General features: G+C 57.8%; 18 protein-coding genes. 7 read left to right on the forward strand and 11 right to left on the reverse strand.

Annotated features, from left to right (window positions below; all coding sequences use genetic code 11):
- Window positions 1-516: 516 nt before the first annotated feature.
- The 6 genes from IWY39_RS23735 to IWY39_RS23760 all read right to left on the reverse strand — a co-directional run bounded on the left by IWY39_RS23735 (window position 517) and on the right by IWY39_RS23760 (window position 10,144).
- Window positions 517-3,426, reverse strand: a complete 2,910-nt coding sequence (locus IWY39_RS23735) for a rhamnan synthesis F family protein (RefSeq protein ID WP_196871751.1) — start codon at window positions 3,424-3,426, stop codon at window positions 517-519.
- A gap of 11 nt (window positions 3,427-3,437) precedes the next feature.
- The gene (locus IWY39_RS23740) at window positions 3,438-4,136 is read right to left on the reverse strand and encodes a hypothetical protein (RefSeq protein ID WP_095687591.1); all 699 of its coding nucleotides are present in this window, start codon (window positions 4,134-4,136) and stop codon (window positions 3,438-3,440) included.
- A gap of 149 nt (window positions 4,137-4,285) precedes the next feature.
- Window positions 4,286-5,197: an NAD-dependent epimerase/dehydratase family protein gene (locus tag IWY39_RS23745; protein WP_331274496.1), complete on the reverse strand. Its 912-nt coding sequence runs from the start codon at window positions 5,195-5,197 to the stop codon at window positions 4,286-4,288.
- A 96-nt stretch (window positions 5,198-5,293) separates the two neighbouring features.
- Window positions 5,294-6,886 (reverse strand): glycosyltransferase, encoded by a 1,593-nt coding sequence (locus IWY39_RS23750; RefSeq protein ID WP_196871753.1) that lies wholly within the window; start codon window positions 6,884-6,886, stop codon window positions 5,294-5,296.
- A gap of 143 nt (window positions 6,887-7,029) precedes the next feature.
- Window positions 7,030-8,448, reverse strand: coding sequence for a rhamnan synthesis F family protein (locus tag IWY39_RS23755; protein WP_196871754.1), 1,419 nt, complete (start codon window positions 8,446-8,448; stop codon window positions 7,030-7,032).
- Window positions 8,417-10,144: a class I SAM-dependent methyltransferase gene (locus IWY39_RS23760; protein WP_196871755.1), complete on the reverse strand. Its 1,728-nt coding sequence runs from the start codon at window positions 10,142-10,144 to the stop codon at window positions 8,417-8,419. The genes IWY39_RS23755 and IWY39_RS23760 overlap by 32 nt, the downstream gene beginning before the upstream one ends.
- A 454-nt stretch (window positions 10,145-10,598) precedes the next feature.
- Here IWY39_RS23760 and IWY39_RS23765 point away from each other — a divergent pair, with 454 nt between their 5' ends.
- Genes IWY39_RS23765 through rfbA form a run of 5 tightly spaced genes read left to right on the forward strand, consistent with a single transcriptional unit; the run spans window position 10,599 to window position 15,175 of the window.
- Entirely contained in the window at window positions 10,599-11,738 is a 1,140-nt protein-coding gene (locus IWY39_RS23765; RefSeq protein WP_095687598.1) for a polysaccharide biosynthesis/export family protein, read from the forward strand.
- A gap of 35 nt (window positions 11,739-11,773) precedes the next feature.
- Window positions 11,774-12,337, forward strand: coding sequence for a dTDP-4-dehydrorhamnose 3,5-epimerase (rfbC, locus tag IWY39_RS23770; protein ID WP_196871756.1), 564 nt, complete (start codon window positions 11,774-11,776; stop codon window positions 12,335-12,337).
- Between the two features lie 3 nt (window positions 12,338-12,340).
- A complete protein-coding gene (gene rfbB / locus IWY39_RS23775) occupies window positions 12,341-13,396 on the forward strand; it encodes a dTDP-glucose 4,6-dehydratase (RefSeq protein ID WP_019054745.1) in 1,056 nt (351 codons plus the stop codon).
- A complete protein-coding gene (gene rfbD / locus IWY39_RS23780) occupies window positions 13,393-14,283 on the forward strand; it encodes a dTDP-4-dehydrorhamnose reductase (RefSeq protein ID WP_107126464.1) in 891 nt (296 codons plus the stop codon). Before rfbB ends, rfbD begins: the two co-directional genes overlap by 4 nt.
- A 22-nt stretch (window positions 14,284-14,305) precedes the next feature.
- Window positions 14,306-15,175 (forward strand): glucose-1-phosphate thymidylyltransferase RfbA, encoded by an 870-nt coding sequence (rfbA, locus tag IWY39_RS23785; RefSeq protein ID WP_095687601.1) that lies wholly within the window; start codon window positions 14,306-14,308, stop codon window positions 15,173-15,175.
- Window positions 15,176-15,325: 150 nt separating this feature from the next.
- Here rfbA and IWY39_RS23790 read toward each other — a convergent pair whose 3' ends face one another.
- From IWY39_RS23790 to IWY39_RS23805, 4 genes are all read right to left on the reverse strand, one after another.
- Window positions 15,326-16,816: a phosphomannomutase gene (locus IWY39_RS23790; protein ID WP_196871757.1), complete on the reverse strand. Its 1,491-nt coding sequence runs from the start codon at window positions 16,814-16,816 to the stop codon at window positions 15,326-15,328.
- Window positions 16,817-16,850: 34 nt separating this feature from the next.
- The gene (locus IWY39_RS23795; RefSeq protein ID WP_196871758.1) at window positions 16,851-17,330 is read right to left on the reverse strand and encodes an RES family NAD+ phosphorylase; all 480 of its coding nucleotides are present in this window, start codon (window positions 17,328-17,330) and stop codon (window positions 16,851-16,853) included.
- Entirely contained in the window at window positions 17,327-17,761 is a 435-nt protein-coding gene (locus tag IWY39_RS23800; protein ID WP_095687602.1) for an antitoxin Xre-like helix-turn-helix domain-containing protein, read from the reverse strand. The genes IWY39_RS23795 and IWY39_RS23800 overlap by 4 nt, the downstream gene beginning before the upstream one ends.
- Window positions 17,762-18,116: 355 nt before the next feature.
- Window positions 18,117-19,073 (reverse strand): tyrosine-type recombinase/integrase, encoded by a 957-nt coding sequence (locus IWY39_RS23805; protein WP_095687603.1) that lies wholly within the window; start codon window positions 19,071-19,073, stop codon window positions 18,117-18,119.
- A 250-nt stretch (window positions 19,074-19,323) separates the two neighbouring features.
- Here IWY39_RS23805 and IWY39_RS23810 point away from each other — a divergent pair, with 250 nt between their 5' ends.
- Window positions 19,324-19,974 (forward strand): class I SAM-dependent methyltransferase, encoded by a 651-nt coding sequence (locus IWY39_RS23810; RefSeq protein ID WP_095687604.1) that lies wholly within the window; start codon window positions 19,324-19,326, stop codon window positions 19,972-19,974.
- 1,020 nt (window positions 19,975-20,994) lie between these two features.
- Window positions 20,995-21,831, forward strand: coding sequence for an IS5 family transposase (locus tag IWY39_RS23815; protein ID WP_107125139.1), 837 nt, complete (start codon window positions 20,995-20,997; stop codon window positions 21,829-21,831).
- Here the strand turns inward: IWY39_RS23815 and IWY39_RS23820 are convergent.
- The gene (locus IWY39_RS23820; protein ID WP_196871759.1) at window positions 21,814-22,281 is read right to left on the reverse strand and encodes a class I SAM-dependent methyltransferase; all 468 of its coding nucleotides are present in this window, start codon (window positions 22,279-22,281) and stop codon (window positions 21,814-21,816) included. The two genes, IWY39_RS23815 and IWY39_RS23820, sit on opposite strands and share 18 nt — an antisense overlap.
- Window positions 22,282-22,330: the final 49 nt, after the last annotated feature.

The raw sequence follows: 22,330 nt of genomic DNA on the forward strand, positions 1-22,330 counted from the left end.
AGCTGTTTTTGCCATACAGCTTAACCCCTCTAGCGCTATCATTAATGGCAATCCGGCCCCAAGCAAGTTGGACTGCTCGAAAAGTTGTCGGATGTGATTGGCGACGGTGGCACAGATGGTAAAGCCGGGGTTGGTCTGATGGGACAGCCTATTTTTGGGCAATTGTTATGCTGTTGACGGCGTTGGAGGGCGGTTTTGTATCAAACGGGCACAGTACGCCCATCGAGCCAGGCGAGCCGCTGACAGTTATAGGCAAGGTGTACCTGCTGATCTCGATAGTGGCACGGACGATGCCGATGGTGCGCAAGATCAACCATCTGATGCCCACAGCGTCCGGCAACATCGCTACCACCACTCGGCAAGTTCACCATCCTCAGAATACCCGACTTTGCGGGGCTCCAGCTGGCTTACCGCTATTCCCTCTGCAATAGCGTGGATAAAGTAAAGCCAGTCTGTCCTTTAACGGTCAAAATTTTCGAACGGTTGAATATATAAATCCAAAAATTTCAGGATATATTATTCCACTATTCCTCTACCGCAATAATAATCATCAAGCGCAAGAGATGAAAAAAGCCGATTCTCTGCATCGGAAATATCAGAGACAAAACGAGAGAATAAAGCCTCGCATTTTTCTGTATCGATGATGAGTTCCTCAATCATTTCATCACGAAAGCGAACGGCATCTTTCAAAAAGTCCATAGCGCCCTGCTGCAGTTCATGCCGGACCTTTTGACTGGAATCGATATAATCGCCCCTTTCCCTGAACTCCGCTTGCCCTGACAGATTGTAGCGAATGACTTGTTCATCATCTGCGCTGAGCATCTTTTCGAGCAGGAAACTGTGAACGAAAAGGGGGGATGCGGAAGGGTTGCGCTCGGCACCCTGTACAAAACATCCGCTGGCTATGACATTCGCGGCTGCGCCCAGAGCATCGCCTTTCTTGTCGGTAATCATATATAATCCATGGATTTTTTGATCGAGCAGCCTGATGAGGTGTCGCTGGATGGTGGCGCCATAGCCGACATCGACGACAGCGGCGCTTTCACCTGTTCCAAGTCCTTGGGCATGATAATATGCAAGAGCCGATTCGCGTTCGATATCGGCCTGTCGAATGATATGCGGGGCAATAAACCGTAGGAACGGCCGAATATGATCGATATCGCCATTGGATATCATGAGGGGGGCGTGGCGTGGCCATAGTTTGGCGCGCGCGCACTCTGTCCATAGCACGTCGTCCAGCACCGTACCAAAGCGCTCGTTCAGGAACATTGCCATGGATGCGCCATGGAAATCGTTGGATGCGGCGATGTCGAATATATCCTCGACCGACCTGATGCATGGCACGGTGACGGCGCGCCGGGAAATGAGCAGGTAATCGCTGCGCACCGCCTCCGCGCGACCATCCTGCCAGACATCAAACGCGGCCTTGAGGAATTTCCCCTCTCGGGCCAGGAAATAAAGCTGGTCGAGGCCGTGCTTTTGCGCCTCGTCCAGCAGCCATTGCGAAAATGCGGCGGCGATGGGCCCCAGAAGGCTATAGCCGATGGCTCTGGGGGACGGGCCGAACATGTCGTCGGGGGAAAAATCCGGATAGCTGATTGCGCCGAAATTTTCTGACGCGATGGCGCCGAAGAGAAATTGGTCCGCCGCTGGTGCATCTTCGGCCGCCGGGACAAGGTCCGTCAGGCGGGGAATGGCCCGCATTATGTTCACGGGCTTGAGCAGATGGATGGTGCGGATACCCATGTTTGCCGGGATTTGGAAATCCGATCGTTCATTGTCTCCGATCATCACCATCTGATGCGGCTTTACCCCTTCCATGGCGAGAATATGCTCGTACAGCTTGCCGCTGTCCTTTCGCAGGCCCACTTCTGACGATAGGTAGAATCTGTCCCATCCTGCGATGCCACAACGCGCTAGCATCGCCTCGATCGCGCTGCGGGGCAGGAACATATCGCTCGCCAGCACGACTTTCTTACCGCTTTGCACTGCAAGATTCAGCAATGCCACAACCTCACTTCGAGTGCGCACTGACTGCATTTCCAGCGCGATCTCGCGATCCGGCGTCAGATACTGCGTTGCGCTCTCCGCAGTAGACAGCTGTCGATAGATATCGTGAATGTCGACATCGCTTCCCTTGGCCTCGCGCGCCTCGCCTTCGCTGCGCATGCGCAAGTCGCGAAATCCCCCGATGTCCTTTTTCTCATGTTCGCTATGCAGGATATGCTTCACATAATCGGCGTCCAGAAAGGGGCGCGTCAGCAAGGTATCGAAAATGTCGAAGGCAACGATTTTCGTATTCTTGTCTGTGATGGCGGCATGGATATGTTCCAGAGGCCGGTCGATGAACTGGTTCAGGCGCCAACGCGACCAACTGGGTGTCTGGATATCGCGGATAACGCCGTGCTGAAAATGGCGTGACGTCGGCACGACGCCTAACATGCGCTCAATACAATGGGCTAGGGTGCCATCGGTCTGCCCTTGTTCCGGCGGAAAATCGCTCCATTGCAGGCCGGCGTCCAGCAAAGGCCGAATGGCGTCGGTTTTGGCCCAGAACATGGACCCTATCGGAAAATCGAAATAGCCATCAGGTAGGGCGTTGACGCCAAATTGCGGCGCCCATTTCCGTGCCAATCCGCCATTCGCCAGCCAGGTAGCGGCCATATAAGGCAAATTGTGAAAAGATTGTGGATATATGATGCCATATCGTGAACGGTTGAGATTTTGAATAAAGAAAGCAATTTTTTCCTCATTCTCGAAAAGGGATTCTAGTATATATTCCCTCCAACCATCTGTAGATCCATTATTATAAAAAGATTTTTTTGTATGAATATGCGAAATTATGTCATACTTAATAATGTCATCACCAAATTCTACAAATAATGGGGCAATATCCCTGCCTATATTAGGAACGACGCGTACATCCACATTGTTGACGTTGGAAATAGTGGAGAATGTTGCCGCGACGTTGCGGCGGGCCTCTTCGGTTGCCGTCGATGCATACAGATCGAAAGTGCAGGGTATCCGGCACAGGTAGCGGGCGAACTCCTCCGCCAAATCGGCATAATATAGATGGGCATGCACGGCCACACGCAGTCCTTCGACCGCTGCTGGCTCGACACTGCCCGGTTCTATGAATTCTGCCGGTTGCTTGCGAAGCGGATCATCATGCGAGGCATAGGGTGACTGACGTCCGGGCGAAGGCGCTTTCTTAATTTCCCGAATAAGATCGTCGGCCTTGTGATAGCGATTGATGAAATTATCGAACAGGGCCGATGGTTTGCGGCCCATGCGCGCACCAATCCACAGATAATGATAGGCAGGATCCATGTTCAGTATGCGAACATCGGGATATTCCTGTAAATACCAATCGGCGTCGAAATATTCCCACTCGCGAAGTATAGAAATATGCAGATTGTCTATCACGTCAATCACAACTATTTGTCTCTGCTTATCTTGCGGCCTTCCTGGAGGCCATGATTGATATAATGCCGTAATGGATCGGCTTTGCTATCAACGACATCAGGATAAATGCTCGTATAAGCATCTGGATCAAACAATCCCTGTTCTTTCAGCAAATATTTGTGACGCTTCTGACTGTAACGGCTCGGCAACCAGGATAGCAGTCGCGCTTTGCCGGAGGTGGAAAACCCTCTGGTCAATACGGAAATCACCCGGCGCATCCATTCGATGCGTCCATGGGCTTCGGCCAGGATTTGATCCCGCTCCTGAATGACTCGCGTCAGGGCGACAATTTCGCGGAAACGTTCCTTCATCTGCTGCTCACTTGCGGCAATCCGGTCGTTCATCTCGGCGATCTTTGCCGTGCTGGCGTCCTTGATGGCGTTATGGTCTTCTCGCTCACTTTCCAGTTGGGAAAGTGCTTCCTCGTACCGACGGGTCAGGCGATCGAGGCGATTATCCAAGGATTGTCTTAATTCGTCCAAGCGGGACTGTGTCAGGCGCAATGTCTTGCCAAGGTCGGCCTTGTCAGCTGTCAATACACGACACTGGTCTGCAAGGTCGAACACCCACCGATCGGCCTGCGCCAGCTTTTGCGCGAGCGCTTCCCGCTTCGCCTCGCTATCGGCCAGCTTCTGCCGCCAGTGCGCGATTGATCGCTCGTCACTGCTCATGGGCGGGTCCGAGAATAGGGCATTGGACGGCATGATACATCCTAACCTGAAGGCAAGAACTGGCGTCTGTACGCGATCGGCGTCCATAGGAGCATCCCGCCAGCAGGCGGAGATAATATGTTCTGTTGTCAGCAGGTCTGGTCAACTTGTCAGATACCGCCTCTCTTCATCAACAATGCGATCCCGTCGTTCAACGCCACTTGGGGCCGCCAGCCTAACACCTGTGCGGCGCGGGAAATATCCAGATAGTTTTTGGGCACATCAAAGGCCCGTCCGCTGTCGAACTGGACATTTAGCGGGCGGGGGCTGTTGCTGGACACAATCTTGCAAATCTGGAGCAGGGAATGTCCCTCGCCCGAACCGATATTCAGGATGACGCTATTTCCACGATAGCCGGCCGCTAGAGCAAGCGCTCGGCCCACATCGTCGATGAAGATGAAATCCCGCGTGGTGCTGCCATCGCCCCAAATCACGATCGGTTCGCCGGCCATCGCTGCCTTTGCCGCCGCAGCAATGAAGCCCATGCGCCGCGTTCCGCTCTGGCCCGGACCGTAGGGGTTGGAAACACGCAAGATCACTATTGAGATGCCGTATTTCCGCCCGACCTCCAGCAGCGCCAGTTCAGTCAGAACCTTGATGGTGCCATAGATGTTGATCGGGGCAGTGCGGACGTCCTCATGTGTTGGCAAGGGCACGTTCGGGCCATAGACCGTGCCGCCGGACGATATGAACACGAATGTCTTGCAGCCGGACCCGGCAGCCTGTTCCGCCAGCTTGAGGACGGGCACGATTTCGTCCGAAATGCCGCTATGCACTGTTTCAAGCTTGGTCGCCGGTCCCAGCGTTCCTGCAGCATAGATGACGCTTTCAGCGCGCTCGACGGCATGGACGGCGGCTTGGCTCGCCACATCCCCATATGTCCATTCTATACTGTCTCCGCCAAGCGGCGGTGGAGCGCGGGTCACAACGGTAACGTTCGAGCCAAGCTCTTCCAAAGCCAGGGCGCCTGCGGTCGCGATCAAGCCCCCGCCTATGATCGTGCACGACCCTGCCTTGCTCACTATAACACCCCGTCAACTGATCCGTGCTGCGATATGCGCAGTAAAATGATCCGGCCCAAATAACTTGAGGAGCGGGGTCCGTATAGCCCGATTAGGTCACGACTTCAGGCCTAACCGCGATTTTATCGCCGCAACCACTTCATCTATGGCGCCAATCTCAACCTCGATCAGGTCCATCTCGCCATGGTCGGCCAGGTCGGCAAGACCTGTGGCGCCCGAAAAGGCAATGACCGGGACGTCCCGAACCGCAGCATCCAGCGCGACATTGGGAAGTGGGTCGAGCCGCGAGGTCACTAGGAATATGTCGGCTGCATCCATCAAGACGGGATAGAGCGGACCGGAAGGTTCAAAATGAACCGACAGCGCGCCCTCACTATCCCTGCTCCGTTCCATCTGGGCATGTAGCCAGACCCCGAAAGCCATATCGAATTCGCTGATCTGCTGACCGATCCAGACGACGACGAATTTTCCTTCCTCCCGTCGCAGTTGGTTGCCGATCTGCAGGAATATGTCTGTGCCTTTGCGGATCTGGATATGCCCCGCCCCCAGCACCAGCGTCGCCCCTTCTAGATCGAGGCCGGTGGCGGCGCTTACTGCAGCGCGCGCTTCGGCTTTGGGCATCGCCCGGACGTTGGTTGATGCGGTCGGTTGCGGCAGAACCATGATCGTTGCGGGATCGCGGTCCAGATCCTCAAGCATATATTGCCAGGACTTAAGCAACTGCCGGGACGAAAAAACCAGCAGGTCGCATAGATAAATGACGCTTCTGGCGTAAATCATATACTCCAGAAATTCGTGTACCAAACAAGTTATTTTGCATTGGGTTGACGAAAACGGTCTAATAAAAGGAACGCATGCCGTGCTAGAGAATATGGAATCAACTACCGGATGGTTATCCATTATATAGTCAATGAAGAAATAATTATCGTCATCTGAATGGCTGGCTACCATGACGACCGGGAAATATGATTTTGCGATCTCCGTTAAAGGGCCGTCACGCAAGGAAACGAATATTACATTATGGGAAGATATCAGTTCCTTGGCCAGGTCCATGCCTACAATAGGGGCACCGGTAGTCGATGATTCATGAACGCCGACGAGGATATTCGGGCGGTTTTTGTCGATCAGTTCCGCATTGACGTAGATGTTCTCCATCAATGACACATTTGTCACCCGCCCTTCATGCCGCCCATATTTCAGATAATGGATCAGCGGGTGAAGCGGTTGGCCTTCGATGTCTGGGTAGCGCGAAAAATAGTACCGGCCCGAAAAATAGTTCGGGTCACGATCAAGCATCCGCAAAGCAACGGCGAGGGCATGAAGATAATCCGGGTCCGATGGCGCAAGATCGGGCTGCGGGATCAATCCCTCCTCGATGGCAAGCTCGTCCAGCTCTTCCGCGATCAGGTGGGCGGCAAGGCTGCTGGATCGCCCCTCCCTTTTCCCGTTTTCAACATAATGAAGGGTGGGATCTTCCACACCACGCAGATCCGGGTTAACCCTTAAATAATATTCCGGATCAAACTCACCGCTTGGTGAAATACCTCTATACTGACCAAACTCGAAATAATGACAAGCAAGTTCAATTTCGTTGAGGTCGCGCGCTTCGGCTACCTGATCTCGATAGAAATCATATTTGAATATGCCGTTGCTGATTATATGAGCGGCATGTTTGTGATATTTACTCACGGCAGCATCCAATTTTCAAAAATGATCTTTATCTAGTACCAGCGACTTCACATTTTGATTCTGATAATCGCCTGTTCGAACACGCGCAGAGTTGGAAAGATAATCGGCAGTGCGGGCGATCGCGTTGCTGCCATTGACCGCCCTCATCCTTTTGCGCGGCGGGCACCGGCAGGTCGGGCGCCTGCGTCAGTGCTTGCGTTATCGCCATAGGGGCTATGGATCGCCGCCCATTGAAAGCCCGCATGTTCGCACGCCATCGACCACATTCGCTCGATCGCATGCAGGATCGACCCATCATAAGGGACCGGCTCACGCGGCCATTCAAAATCATGGGTGGCATCCCGCATAGCCCGCGCGACTTCCACCCTGGCAAGGAACATGTTGCCGACCGGCATGGGACCGGGATGGGAGCTTGGCTGGCGGCCGAAATATTCAGCTATTTGCTTGCAAAGCGGAAAATTCTTGCCCCAACCGACGCTGCGGGACGTATCGGGGAAAAGTAGTCCAAGCTGCCTGTCTTCGAACGCATCCACTGCCGTCTGGGTCAACAGCGCTCCGTAAAGCTGATTACGCCACTTCTCGCCATAGCTCCCGCCGACGTCGGGGCTTTTTTTAGTATGTACGTGGCAGATGACGTCCCCGTCAGATGCGTAATCGACGGCATAATCGAGGAATGGCCCAATATCGCGACCCTTATTGTCGATCAGAAGAATTTTATAGGATGAAAATCCTTGATTATCGAGGATATTGGCTATCGCGTCGTAATTTTTCTGGGTTGTTGTCGTGATGAAGAACCGGCCCTTTTTCGAATCCCCATGGAAATAGGATAGCATCTCTTCGACGACATCGGGGTAGAAGGCATGGATATGGATGATCATCCAGGATGGCAGCCTGTCGATGAACTCTTTGTCCGCCATGATGCTGCGATAGCGGATGAATTCTCCATCGTCATCGCGCGCGGCATGAACGCCAGGTTGTGGATTGATGGCTACGATGCCGAATTTCAACATCCTCGTCATTTGCTTCACGGCTTCCGATCGCTGCCGCTTGGAAATGAAGGAATCGAATGACGTGGCATGTGGGGGCCCCGTATAATCGGTGTCTATGCTGACATTTACGGGAAAATATGGCTGGTCGGACAACTTATCCATCCGTGACAGGATCTCGGATTTATACTGGCCATATGTCTTTACGGGCGGGTGGGAAACCAAGGCCAGTTGTGCAATTGCCTGATTATCGGTTCTGCTGGCTCGCGCTATCGCCGCCCGCCGACCATCGTGCGTTTGCATCGCCTCTTGTGGCGCGGTGCTGGTGGCGTCCGCGCGCACTTCATCTGTGGATCGTTCACCAGATGCCGTGCCATTCGGCTTGCGGCCGATATGCTGACCGATCCGTATGAAATGTTCAGCGGGCGACATGGCGCACTGCGCCACATCGGGATAATGCTGAACATACCAGGCCTGATCGAATGTCCCGGATTGCTCAAGCTGGAGAATTTGCTCCGACAATGTCTGCATGGTGAGGGCCTGTTTAAAAATATTGTCGGTTTTCAGCGACGCCATGATAGAAATAGTGGCGCAGAGGATCCTGACCAGAAGTAATCACATCTGGATACTTGTTCACATATGCTTGTGCATCGAACAGGCCCTTTTTCAGCAAATGCCGGTCGCGCCTTTTTCTCTGCCAGGACAAAGGTATGAAGCGCCACCACCATCTTCTGTAATCAAGGATGACCTTTCCGGTTTCTCTCAACCAGGCATTTTGCTTCTCAAATTCCAGCAGTCGGTCCTGTTCCGATGCTAGCATATTTCCCAGCATCACCAGTTCTTTGACATGCTGGTTGATGCGAAGCTCCTTGCTGACGAGAGTGTTTGTCGCTTGGGCGAGATCATCTTGAAGGCGCCTTATTTCTTCGTCGGTGCTGTCGCTTCTGGGCGGAGCTACGGTCTGGTCGGAAAGCGCGGGACGAGCGGTTTGTGCAGATAGAGACGCCACGCGGCTTTCGAGCAGGATATTGCGTTGCTGCACCCGCCCGAAATCTTTGGACAGCTTGGCCAGATCACCTTCCAGACCGGTGATGCGCCGTTCCATCTCGGTGCGCGTCAGGGCAAGTCGCATGACCCAGCCATTGGCATCGACCAGGTCGCGACGCACCTTTTCGACTTCGGCCGCGAGCATGTCGCGTTCCCGTTCATGCCCCTCTGCGCTCGTCCAGGCTTGGGCTGCTTCTTCCTCCCGCTGCGCGAGCCGGCTCTGTAATTCGCTCAGCTTATCCCTAAACGCGCGAATCTGCTCTTCACGCTGTTCTGCGTCCACCTGTGCCTGATTGTTCAGCCGCTCCAGCTCTGCTGCCAGCTCTTCCCCCCTCCGGCGCGAGACGTCCAGTTCCTGCGCTGTAGCGGCGGCATCGGCCAAGCTGGACCTGTGCTGTTCGATCTGTTGTTCCAGTTCCCTGATCTGATTGGATCGCTGCTCGATTTCGGCGGAATGGGCAGTGCGAAGTTGGGCTTCCTCCGCCTTTAAATTGGCGCGTTCCGTTTCCCACATGGTTTCACGTTCAGACAAGGTGGCGTTCAGAAATTCACTATGAGCCACCCATTTGCGCGTTTCTTCCCGGGCTTGGCCCAGCAGGCGCATATCTTCGGTGTCGTCCTTGGGGTTAATGATCCGCGACGATCGCCATGTCAGGACATTGGTGGATCGTACCTTGTCATGGACAAAATCGCGGTTCAGATCGGCGTCGCTAGGGCCAAGCCGAAAGACGGCGCAAAAATCATTCCAGATTTCGGCTTCGCGTTCGGCAACGAAGCTTTCCACCAAAGTCAGATCGAATCCTTCGCTCCGTGCCCATTGTTCGAGCGCCATCCCGGAATCGGGATAAAAGCGCCAATAATCCTTAGGATATCGGTGGACGGTCCCGTTCGATGGCGCGCTGACATAAATATGGCCGCCCGGCTTTGCCTTCCTGCACATTGCTACGAAAGTCTGCCAGAAAGCCTTATCATGCTCAAAGACAGAAGAGGCCATGACGAGGTCGAAATGGGCATCTGGAACGTTCCAGTCGCCAGTACCGGTCACGACGATGTCGACACCGCCCCCCGCCTCAAAGTCGAGGCCGACATATTCGGCGTTGCGAGGAGCATGGTCACGCAACGATCCATTGACGTTCTGGGCGCCGATTTCGAGAATTTTGGCCGGGGATAAAGGCAGGTAGATGTCCATGATCAGGCCGCCGATCTGATAGGCCGTATCATGCATGGGCATGCCCCTTGGCAAAGGATGTCGGGTTGGATTTTGTGCGGCGGATGCCATGGTTCGGATTTATGAACATGTCAAATCATTCAGCCCTTCGCCAGAATATGCGGTATTAGGCAGCCGCCTTAGGCGGCATATATTACACAAGTCCATGTATCGCTTCGATCCAGGCCTTGCCATTATGCATGGCGTAAGTCGCCTGGTCTGAGAAGCCGGTATTTCAGGATCCATGCGTTGCATCTCACAGATTTGAGGCGGTAAATCGGCTACCGGTGTCGGATGCACGACTAAGCCATGTCAGGGAAGGTTGCGTTAGTGAACGATCAAGCCATCTTCCCGCTTCTGATTGCGCCAACCGATTCGTGAATAGGCAATCGCAGGCAGGGCTATTGTCCATTCTTGGATACCGATGCTAAGGCGACCAATCGAAACTGCCAGCCTCTGAGTTCATTCCGCGATGCATATCAAGAATTTCCTCTATTTGATCTTGCTCGCAGCGTTGGCGGGTTGCACCACCCTGCCATCGAGCGGTCCGACAGGCGGACAGATCCAAAAATCGGCCAAGGCGCCCAAGAGCGGCAGCGACCCAATCCGCCTCGTGCAGGTCAAAACGGCCGCGGATGTGCCCGCAGGGGGGGCGTCGACGGCTGCGACCGCGCTCTTACCCGAGCTCACGCCGCCACCGACCGATCTGGTGGGGCCGGGCGACGTACTCGACATCAATATCTATGAAGCGGGCGTCACGCTATTTTCCGGTTCTGGCGGAACCAGCGACCAGCTGACGACCCCCGGTGTCCAGGTGCAGAAGCTTCCCCCAATGCGGGTCGACGATCTGGGCAACATCGCCGTTCCCTATGCCGGCACGCTGCATGTCGCGGGCGTGACTGTGGGCGAGGTCGAGGCGATGATCCGCAACGCGCTGCGACGCGTCTCGCAAAATCCGCAGGTTCTGATTACCATGAACCAGGCGATCACCAATTCAATCATCGTGGGCGGCGAAGTGGGAAAGCCAGGCAGGCTGGTGCTTCAGACCAATCGCGAAACGCTGTCCGACGTGGTGGCGCTGGCTGGCGGCTATCGCGGCAATGCGCGCGACCTGACACTGCGGATCAACCGGGGCGGAAGGAATGTCGACGTGCGTATGAACGACCTGACCGACAATCCGGCGCTCGACGTGCGCGCTTATCCAGGCGATAAGTTCATCCTGATCAACAACCCTCGCACCTTTTCGGTGCTGGGCGCGTCGGGGCGGGTGGAACAGGTACCCTTCAGCCGGTCGAAAGTGTCGCTGGCCGAAGCGATCGCTACCGCAGGCGGCGTCAATCCGGGCATCGGCAATCCTGCCGCCATCTTCGTGTTTCGCTACGTTGCCGACGCGCAAGGCCAAGAAGCGCCCATCGTCTATCATATCAATATGATGCAGACCGGCTCCTATTTCCTAGCCCAGCGGTTTGCCATGCAGGACAAGGATGTGCTGTATTTCGGCAATGCCGCCGCCAATCAGCCGAGCAAGCTCATCCAACTGATCAGCCAGCTTTTCTCGCCGATTCTGACGGTGACGAGCGCGGTGCAAACGGTTCAGAACAGCAGGAACTGACAGCCGGCACGGCGTGTCATTGCGCAGGGGATAATATGGACATCCAGACTTTTGACATCGCTGGCGTCACCTTGTTGACGCCCCGCCATATCGGCGACGAACGCGGTTATTTTGCCGAAGTGTTCCGTGCCGACCTGTTCATGCAACATGTGGGCGACTTCGGCTTCGTGCAGGATAATGAATCCCTCAGCGCGAAGGTGGGCACGATCCGCGGCTTGCATTTCCAGAGCAATCCCCACGCGCAGGGCAAGCTGGTGCGCTGCACCGCAGGCGCGCTGTTCGACGTGGCCGTTGACATCCGTGCCGGGTCGCCCACCTATGGCCAATGGGTCGGGGAGACGCTCACCCCTGACAATGGCAAGCAGCTCTGGGTACCGTCGGGCTTTGCCCATGGCTTCTGCACGCTGGAACCGAACACGGTCATCGCTTACAAGGTGACCGATTATTACAGCGCCGAATGCGACAAGGGTCTTGCCTGGGATGATCCCACGATCGGCATCACCTGGCCTGACGTCGCGGATGCCGGCACCCTCTCCCCCAAGGATACGCGGCAGCCCCTGCTCGCCGACCTTCCTGCCTATTTCAGCTGGAGCAACTAATCCATGCGTGTCATCGTCACCGGCGGCGCCGGCTTTATCGGCTCTGCCCTCGTCCGTTATCTGGTGCTGCAAAAGGGCTATGACGTCCTCACCATCGACGCGCTGACCTATGCGGGATGCGAAGCGTCGCTCAAGGAAGTGGAAGGCAAGAACAGCCACCAGTTCCTGCACGCCAATATCTGCGATCGCGCGGCAATGGACGCAGCGATCACCGGGTTCCAGCCCGACCGCATCATGCATCTGGCCGCCGAAAGCCATGTCGATCGTTCGATCACCGGTGCGGCCGATTTCATCCAGACCAATGTCGTAGGCAGCTTCACCCTGCTGGAAGCCGCCCGCGCCTACTGGAACGGCCTCGAAGGCGCCGCGAAAGACGCCTTCCGCTTCCTCCATGTGTCGACCGACGAAGTCTATGGCTCGCTGGGCGACGAAGGGCTGTTCGAGGAAACGACGCCCTACGATCCCTCCTCGCCCTATTCGGCGTCGAAGGCTGCGTCCGATCACCTCGCCAAGGCGTGGCACCGCACCTATGGGATGCCGATCGTGGTGTCGAACTGCTCGAACAATTACGGGCCGTACCACTTTCCCGAAAAACTCATTCCGCTCACCATCCTCAACGCGCTCGAAGGGCGCAAGCTGCCGGTCTATGGCAAGGGCGAGAATATCCGCGACTGGCTCTATGTGGACGATCATGCCCGCGCGCTCGACATCATCGTCGAAAAGGGCGAGCCGGGCGAAACCTATAATGTCGGCGGCCGCAACGAGCGCAAGAATATCGATGTGGTCAAGCGCATCTGCGCGGTGCTCGACGAACTGCGCCCCACGGATAAGCCCCGTGTCGATCTCATTGAATATGTGACCGATCGCCCCGGCCATGACGCCCGCTACGCAATTGACGCGACCAAGCTGGAGAATGAACTGGGCTGGCGCGCGCAGGAGAATTTCGACAGCGGCATCGAAAAGACGGTGCGCTGGTATCTCGACAATGAATGGTGGTGGCGCCCGCTGCGCGACGCCTATGACGGCCAGCGCCTGGGTCTTGAGAAAGCGAAGGCGTGAGGATCGCCGTCACCGGGACGGCAGGCCAGGTCGTCACCAGCCTGATCGAACGCGGCGCGGCGCAGGGGCATGAGGTGATCGCGATCGGCCGCCCAGACCTCGACCTCGCCGATCCCGCCTCGATCGCCCGCGCACTGGAAGCGGCAAAGCCCGACGCGATCGTCTCGGCCGCCGCCTATACCGCGGTCGACAAGGCGGAGAGCGAGAGCGATCTGGCCCACGCCGTCAACGGCGCGGGCGCGGGCGCGGTGGCGCAGGCGGCCAAGGCGCTGGGTGTTCCGCTCATCCATATCTCGACCGACTATGTGTTCGACGGGACGCTGGACCGCCCCTATGTCGAAAGCGACCCCACTGGTCCCACCGGCGTCTATGGCGCGTCGAAGCTGGCGGGCGAGCAGGCGGTGCTTTCGACCTACCCGGAAAACAGCGCGGTGCTGCGTGTCGCCTGGGTCTACAGCCCGTTCGGCGGCAATTTCGTCAAGACGATGCTGCGGCTTGCGGGTGACCGCGATGATCTCGGCGTCGTGGGCGATCAGGTCGGCAATCCGACCAGTGCGCTGGCGATCGCGGATGGCATCATTCAGGTGGCTACTAATATGGTAGCCGATAGCTATCCCGAGCAACGTGGCGTCTTTCACATGACGGCGCAGGGTGAAGGCAGCTGGGCCGATTTTGCCGAAGCGATCTTCGCGGCATCGGCGGCACGCGGTGGTCCGTCGGCATCGGTGCGGCATATCGGCACGGCCGACTATCCGACGCCCGCCACCCGGCCCGCCAATTCGCGGCTCGACTGCGCCCGGATCGCGAAAGTGCATGGCGTGACGCTACCCGACTGGCGCGTCTCGCTCGACGAAGTGATGGACCGGCTGCAACCGGCGACCAACTGAATTATCTGGGGAATTTTGAGCTATGAAGGGTATCATTCTTGCAGGAGGCAGCGGCACGCGCCTCTATCCCATGACGCTGTCGACGTCGAAGCAACTCATGCCGGTCTATGACAAGCCGATGATCTATTATCCGCTCAGCACGCTGATGCTGGCGGGTATCCGCGAAGTGCTGATCATCTCGACACCGCGCGACCTGCCCGCCTTCCAGTCGCTGCTGGGCGACGGGTCGGCCTGGGGCATGACCCTGGAATATGCCGTACAGCCCAGCCCTGACGGTCTGGCCCAGGCCTATATCATCGGCGCCGATTTCGTCGCAGGCCAGCAGTCGGCGCTGATTTTGGGCGACAATATCTATCATGGCCACGGCCTGCCCGAAATCCTCGCCAGCGCTTCGTCGCGCAAGGAAGGCGCCAGCGTCTTCGCCTATCATGTCAACGATCCCGAACGCTATGGCGTGGTGAGCTTTGACGCGAACATGAAGGCCGAAACCATCGAGGAAAAGCCGGAAAGCCCCAAATCCAACTGGGCGGTCACGGGCCTTTATTTCTATGACGAGCAAGTCGTCGATATCGCCGCCAACATGAAGCCTTCGGCGCGCGGCGAGCTGGAGATCACCGACGTCAACCGCGTCTATCTCGAACGCGGCGACCTGCATGTCGAAATCATGGGCCGCGGCTATGCCTGGCTCGACACCGGCACGCCCGACAGCCTGCTTGATGCGGCCGAGTTCGTCCGCGTCCTCGAGAAGCGTCAGGGCTTCAAGATCGCCGCGCCCGAGGAAATCGCCTACCGCCAGGGCTTCATCGACGCCAACGGCCTTGAACAGGCGATCGGCAAGCTCGGCAAGTCCGACTATGGCCGCTATCTGCGCGGCATCCTGACGGAAAGCTGACCGGCACTTTTGCAACAATGCAAGTCATTGATTGCAGAGGATAAAAGCCCCAAACGCGCGTAATGCAATCAGGGTATCCCGAACAAGTCCTTTATTTTCAAGGGCTTGTTCGGGTAAAGCGTTCGCACCTGTCTAACTCGCTGTCGCGGATTAGCCGATCACAGTCTCCCGTACGATCCCCAACGCCTTGGCATTGATCGCCGCCGCCCGCTCCGCCGTATCGCTTTCGGTATAGCAGCGCAGTTCGGGCGCATTGCCGCTGGGGCGCAGGTGGATGATGTCGCCCCCGGCAAAATGGATGCGCAAGCCATCGGTCGTGTCGATGCCATCGGCCTCGCCCGCCACCGCGCCGAACATCGCAGTCAGCCGCGCCAGCACCTCGGCCTCGTTCCCTTCCTCCAGATGCGCGATCAGCGCCTGGCTTTGCGCGGTGGGATAGTCCTGCAACCGCTCGCTGAACGTATAGCGCCCAGGCAACTGTGCCTGCAGCGCCGAGAGCGTCACTCCCTGACGTCGCGCATCGACCAGCGTCGCCAGCATCGGCAGCACCGCGTCGCGCGTCGGCAGCGCGCCCAATGTCCGCCCTTCTGCCGTTACCGGGCTCGCCAGCAGGAAGCCGCCATTGGCCTCATAACCGCAAACCGTCACCTGCCCCTCGTCCGCCAGCGCATTCATCGCCTCGATCACGAAGGGAGAGCCGATCCGCGTCCGCCGCACCGCATCGAACAGGCCCGACAGCTCGACCGCGCTGTTACAGCTGACCGGCGTCGCCACCGCCTTGATGCCGAGCGCCCGCGCGCACAGAATCCCCAGCACATCGCCGCGCATCCAGACGCCCGTTTCGTCGGCCAGCAGCGGGCGGTCACTATCGCCATCGGTCGACAGGATCGCGTCCAGACCATGCTCGGCCGCCCATTGCTTCGCCAGCGCCTGATCCTCGGGCCGCACGGCTTCGGTATCGACGGGGATGAACTTTTCCGCCCGGCCCAGCGCTACCGCCGTGCCGCCCAGCGCCGTGACGATCTGCGTCACGATGTCGCGCCCCACGGCCGAATGCTGATAGATGCCGAGCGTCAGGCCCGACAGCGCATCGCCCCCGAAATAGTCGACATAGCGCGCCATATAGGCGGTCGCGACGTCGATCACCGGCGGCAGTGCCTGTGCGGCCTTCAGCATCCCTTCGCGATCGAACAGGTCAGGCAGGTCGACGCTCTGGGCGCGAATGCCCTGCTCGTCGTTCTTGAGTACCTCGCCATCGGTGCAGTTGAACTTGATGCCATTGCGGTCGTCGGGGATGTGGCTACCCGTCACCATCAGCGACGGGATACCCCGCGCAAAACCGTAGCCCGCCACCGCCGGCGAGGGCACGAAGCCGCAATTGTCGACGACGCCGCCCATATGCTCGATCGCCGTCGCACAGGCCGCCATGATCCGGGGGCTGGAGGGCCGTAGATCGCCTGCGATGGCGACATGGCTGCGCGGCGCGAACTGCCCGATGGAGCTGAGATGCTGAAGGAAGGCCTGCGTATAGGCGAAGCAGACCTCATCGGTCATCGCCGTGAAAAGCCCCCGCGCCCCGCTGGTGCCAAAGGCGACGCCGGACCGGGTCATGAGGTCGGCGATGGAAACGGTATGGGTCATGGGATCCTTTGCGGACAAGCCGTTTGATCAGCGTCTAGCCATAAAGACGTTCGTCCCACCAGATTGGCTCCGGCAGGTCGTACGTGATGGCTGCCGCATCAGGATGCTGCGGATTGATGAGGATGTTGCGCTCTACCCGCGCCGGGATCGACGGTACGATCAGGATGGCGCTGCGTTGCTCCTCATACCAGGCATGCCCGAACGCCTTGCACAGCCCCTCGTCTTTCCCGTCCCAACCTGGATGCGCGGCGGTCTGAAAAATCTCGTAGCTGGTGCCGTTGGGGATGGTGATGCGGATATAATGCTGATTGGGCGGCAGTACGCTGCTAGCATGCACCAGTTTCTCCAGCATCGCGGTCGAATAATGTTCGGACGTGTAGATGACGGAGCTGAGCGGCGTATTCCACCGCCCAGGATAGAGCCGGGCGCCTTCGCTGTCATAGATCGGATGAACACCGTCAGGATCGCCGATGCGGTAAGCCGTCAATACCCGATCGGTTCGCCCGCCTTTCACACGCCCCCGCCATAAGCGGCGCGACCGAGCAGATTGATGACGAGGTCCGCGCCCGGACTGGTCGCCAGCGCGACGTCGAGCGGCGCCTTTCCGTCGAGCATCGGATGCGCGCGCCCCAAAAATTCGCGCGCCCGCTCTGGCTCCCGATAGATGTCGAGCGCGAAGCTGAACACCTTGGCAAGCCGGGCAAGCCTGTCCCCCTCCTCGCTCGTCAGGCGCTTGGACGCGGACTTGCGCCGCCGCTCGAGCGTGGCCTTGGGAATAAGCCGAAACTTGAAGCGCGCGTCGCCCGGCGCCACTTTGTCGGCCAGGCGATCGAGCGCGGCGACGGGCAGGCCGCTTTCGATGGAGGTCGGCAACGACAGGCGGGAGGTATGAATTCCGGCCCTTACGCCGAGCAGCGCCTCGATGCTGTGGGGTTGTGTTGCCATATATGCCTCTGGTTCAGATGATGCGGATATATGCATCATCTGAACCAGAGGCAAGTCGATTGCCTGATGGCTGTTGGCAGGATAGGGATACCGGCGTTCAATGTATTACATGCCTACATGCCGGCCATTCGAGTGTGTCGATTGGACAGCCTGAACGCCCCCGTAAACACGCTTGTCCCCCCGCCTCGCCCGCGCACTTTTCCAGTCGCTTTTGATGCACCTGCGTGCCCTTTTTTGCCCCGCCAGCGGCCCTTTGTCATACATTCCCGGCGTCAGGCCTATCCGGCCCTCCCTTCCGTCACCTTGATGCCAAGTCTGCTCGAGCAGACTTGGCCCGCCTTTCACCCCCCCCGCCTCAAATCCGCACCCGCTCCACCTCCGCCAGGCTGATCTCGTCGCGCCGCCGATCATAAAGCTGTGTCGTGCGGGTCGAACTGTGATTGGCCATGGCGGCGGCGTTTTCCAACGTGCCGCCATTTTTCAGGTATGTCGTGATCCCCGTCGCGCGGAAGCTGTGGTTGCCGATGCGCGTCGCGATCCCCGCAGCCTTCGCGCGGCGGCGCACCATGGCATGGGCCTCGGCCTGGCTGAGCGGCGTATCGCTCAGGCGCCCGGTGCCCCGCGCGATGGTGCGGAACAGCGGCCCCCTGCCCTCGCCCAGCCCGCAGCCTTCGATATAGGCGGTCAGATAATCGTCGAGCTGGTGATGGCAGGGCATCTCATGCCGCTTGCCGCCCTTCTCATGCAGCCGCAGCCACAGCCGCCGCCCCTGCACGAACACATCCTCGCGCTTCATCGCCAGCGCCGCGCCCACCCGCGCAAAGCTGTAGATCATGAGGCCGATCAGCGCCCGGTCGCGCAGCCCCACTGGCGTCGTGACGTCGATCGCGTCTAGCAGCGCCCGCGCTTCCTGTGCGTCGAGCACCGGCGTCTTGCCCTGGCGCGCTGAATGTGCCGGACCGCGCACGCTGGCCGCCGGGTTGGTCGCGATCACCTGCCCCGTTACCAGCCAGTCGAACAGGTGCCGCACTGCCGCGAGCCGCTGTTTGACGCTGGGCGCTGCGAGGCCCTGCCCCAGCGTCTCGATCCACGCAGCGATGTGGATGGGTGCTATGTCGGACAGGTCGCGTACCCCATGATCGAGACACCAGGCGAGACAGTCATGCGCCGCTTTCGCATAGGCGCGCCGAGTGTTCGGATTGCGGATCGCGGCGGCAAAGAATTCGAGGAAACGCACCTGCGCTCGCGGCTCAGACTGCGCGATGAGGGGCGGGAGTGGGAGTGACGATCGCAGGATGAGAGAGGAGATCATTAGAAACGCCGGCTATATGTGATAATGTCCTTTATCAAAGATATGAGAAAAATCTGCTTTCGTCTATCTTCGGATGTTTTAAAAAGCATATTGCTATTTCTCCTTGGCGTGATGATTGCAGGCGAAAGATTACAAGGGGCATTGCTTGATCACTTTATCTACGCTCCTACGCCGATGCCGGCCAAGGCGCGAATATCTGACCCATTCAGTCCGGGACTATAGGCAGCTCGTTCGGAACAAGATTAAAGCGATGCCCGATGATCGGCGTCTGGCGCTCGCGCAATCGATCGGGGCCGAGACGATGGGTAGCTTCATCTCTCAGGGCGATGGTCATGTCGCGGTGCTGCGTCATCATGGTCTGACTGACGGCATGGCGATCTATGATCTGGGGTGCGGATGCGGTCGTACAGCGCAGGCGCTGCATCGGCAGGGGTGGCAGGGGCAATATGCCGGGGCGGACGTCGTGCAGGAGTTGCTCGATGAATTGTCCTCACGCTGTCCCGGCTATCAGACGCACCTCAATGTTACGCCAAACATTATAGCGCAGGATGCCTCACTGGATATGATCTTTCACTGGTCAGTCTTCACCCATCTCTATCCGGGCGAATCCTACCTCTATATGCTCGACGCCTTCCGTGCGCTGAAGCCTGGGGGGAAGATGATATTCTCTTTTCTAGAGCTGGAAGAGCCCGCGCATGATCGGGTGTGGGAAGCTAATCTTCAGCTTATTCGTCAAGGGCGTCCAAGCCCTCATCTCGATGCTTTTCTGCACCGCGACTGGATACGCCGCTTCGCGCGCAACGCTGGCTTTCTGGAGCTACACTTCACCGATGGGCTGGATGCAAGCCACCATCCCGCCTTCTGGCAAAGCCTAGCCATATTGGAAAAGCAAGCGGCCTGAGCAAGCCTTAGGGCTTCAGCCCCTTCGCCATATTGAGGTGCGCCGTCACCATCCCGCTCGCCAGTGCCTTTAGCGCAGGCACGTCGCGTGAAGTCGAGTACCGCCTCAAGTAGTCCGCCCGCCCCCGCGTTGCCGGGGCGGAGCAAAACCAGGCCACTCCGGTCATCAACCGGAACACTGGCGAGATCTCCGCCACCTGATCAATGACGACAACGATATGAAGAGGGCCCCGATCGGGGCCCTCTTCATATCGCCGGCCCGCATCACAGCGACCTGGTTTTACTCTGCCCCGATGGCTTGGAATCTGACCGCCGTTGACACGGCCGCTCCGCCACAGAAATAGAGGTTGTTGCTGGCCTCCAGCTAACTATCATGGGCTTTCTGACGCTTTGGTTTCCCTATATCTTTGCCTGGTTCATCCAAAAATCGGAATATCCGTCGACGTTCCCCAGGGCCTTCACGACATGGGCGATCTTTCGGTACGGATGCGCAGTGATGTTCTTCGCCATGCAGTTTGCGACGGGCAATTAACCAGGAAAACGCTGAGCCTCGACCCCTTAATACGTCCCACACCGCCTAATCAAGCGGCGTGCAAGCGTAGACATCTTGATGCTTATCCCAGCCTTTCGCTCGAAAAAAGAACGGGATCATGTCGCAATCTGACAGCAGCTTCATGGTAACATCAGGACTTGAAAGAGATATTCCATATCCGTCGTGATCTGGGTAGTCTGCGTATCCCCATCCGGTTCTTTTGAATGTCTCGAAAAGGCTCTTTAGGCCATCGGTCTCCAGTCCGTAGGGTGCGCCCGCGTTAATGCGCTCAACCACATCCGTTCCATGCGTCGTGATAATTAATGCCCCAGAAGGCGACAACTGACGACGGAGGAATTTCAGCGTCCGGGCTGACTCTTCGTATGAGAGCCTGATCCGAAATTAAGTTGAGTGGTATCAGCGGGTTAGCTTGACGGCGTGCCCTGTCGTTGATTCAGCGGTTTTGCGACAAACCAAAGGAAATCAACGATGTGGACCGACACCACTCGGGCGCAGTATGCCCGTGCGGACTTGGCTTTGCCAAGCGATTTGACCGATGCCGAATGGGCGCTGCTCGAGCCGTTCTTTCCGCCGCCCTCGCATGTAGGGCGTCCGCGCAAGTGGCCGCTCAGGCGGATTGTCGAGGCGATCCTGTATCTGTTGCGTGGCGGCCTCCCGTGGCGGATGCTTCCGCCGTGTTTTCCGCCGGTCTCGACGGTGCGGCGTTGGTTCTATCTGTGGCGGGACAGCAGGCTGTGGTTGTCGTTAAACCATACCCTGCTGCTGATCGGGCGCGAAGCTGCAGGCCGCCAGGGCTCGCCCAGCGCCGGCGTGATCGACAGCCAGAGCGTCAAAACCACGGAAAGCGGCGGGCCACGGGGTTATGACGCGGGCAAGAAGACAAAGGGGCGCAAGCGCCATATCCTGACGGATACCGACGGCAATCTCGTCCATGCCGTAGTCCACACCGCCGACATCCAAGACCGTGACGGCGCTCCGCTGGTGCTGGCCGAGATCATCAGGCGCTTCCCGTGGCTGCGCCATGTCTTCGCCGATGGTGGCTATGCCGGTGACAAACTCAGGGACGCGCTGCGCCGGATCGGCAAATGGACCATCGAGATCGTCAAACGGTCGGATGCCGCAAAGGGGTTTGTCATTCTCCCGCGACGCTGGGTCGTCGAGCGAACCCTCGCCTGGCTGAACCGCAATCGCCGCCTCGCCAAGGACTTTGAACAGACCATCGCATCGGCTACCGCATGGCTCTTCATCGCCTCGATCCAGCTCTTCGCACGCCGCATCGCAAGGCCATCAAATCACGCCCGATAATTTTGAATCAGGCTCTGAGAGATGCGTAAAAAGCGAGCCAATCCAGATGAGATCGAATTTCCCGAGGTCATCGTTCAGGGCAAGATCGAGCGTCTCTGCATCAAACCCTAACTGTTTAGCGCCCGCAACTGATGGTGCGTCGGCGTCCACACCTCGGACTACGGCCCGAGGAAAAGCGACCCTGAGCCAACGATGGACTCGACCAAAGCCGCAAGCGTAATCCAGAACTCGCTTTACATCGCTTATGTGTCGATCCTGAGCCTGCAGCACCTGCCTGATGACGGAAATGGCACTTGCGCCGACCGAAAAATATCGAGTGCGCATGATGTAATCGCCAGGTATACCCTCAAGCATACTATCTTCTGGAAGAATATGACGGTTGACATCCTTAAATAGGTCGTCCTCCCCATATATTGGGAACATATCGTAAATGTCCGGCATGTTTTCCATGAATAATCCTTAGTGTATTGAGGAATTACGTTCCTATAATTCTAATATC

It is taken from the genome of Sphingobium sp. JAI105, assembly GCF_015752145.1.
GTDB classification, from domain to species: Bacteria; Pseudomonadota; Alphaproteobacteria; order Sphingomonadales; family Sphingomonadaceae; genus Sphingobium; species Sphingobium xenophagum.

Coding starts and splice junctions, on each gene's coding strand:
- IWY39_RS23740 (WP_095687591.1), bottom strand. CDS start 4,136: ATGAGCAGTGACGAGCGATCAATCGCGCACTGGCGGCAGAAGCTGGCC.
- rfbC (WP_196871756.1), top strand. CDS start 11,774: ATGGACATCCAGACTTTTGACATCGCTGGCGTCACCTTGTTGACGCCC.
- IWY39_RS23800 (WP_095687602.1), bottom strand. CDS start 17,761: ATGGCAACACAACCCCACAGCATCGAGGCGCTGCTCGGCGTAAGGGCC.
- IWY39_RS23765 (WP_095687598.1), top strand. CDS start 10,599: ATGCATATCAAGAATTTCCTCTATTTGATCTTGCTCGCAGCGTTGGCG.
- IWY39_RS23815 (WP_107125139.1), top strand. CDS start 20,995: ATGTGGACCGACACCACTCGGGCGCAGTATGCCCGTGCGGACTTGGCT.
- IWY39_RS23790 (WP_196871757.1), bottom strand. CDS start 16,816: ATGACCCATACCGTTTCCATCGCCGACCTCATGACCCGGTCCGGCGTC.
- IWY39_RS23810 (WP_095687604.1), top strand. CDS start 19,324: ATGCCCGATGATCGGCGTCTGGCGCTCGCGCAATCGATCGGGGCCGAG.
- rfbB (WP_019054745.1), top strand. CDS start 12,341: ATGCGTGTCATCGTCACCGGCGGCGCCGGCTTTATCGGCTCTGCCCTC.
- IWY39_RS23755 (WP_196871754.1), bottom strand. CDS start 8,448: ATGGCGTCGCTGAAAACCGACAATATTTTTAAACAGGCCCTCACCATG.
- IWY39_RS23805 (WP_095687603.1), bottom strand. CDS start 19,073: ATGATCTCCTCTCTCATCCTGCGATCGTCACTCCCACTCCCGCCCCTC.
- rfbA (WP_095687601.1), top strand. CDS start 14,306: ATGAAGGGTATCATTCTTGCAGGAGGCAGCGGCACGCGCCTCTATCCC.
- IWY39_RS23760 (WP_196871755.1), bottom strand. CDS start 10,144: ATGCATGATACGGCCTATCAGATCGGCGGCCTGATCATGGACATCTAC.
- IWY39_RS23820 (WP_196871759.1), bottom strand. CDS start 22,281: ATGGAAAACATGCCGGACATTTACGATATGTTCCCAATATATGGGGAG.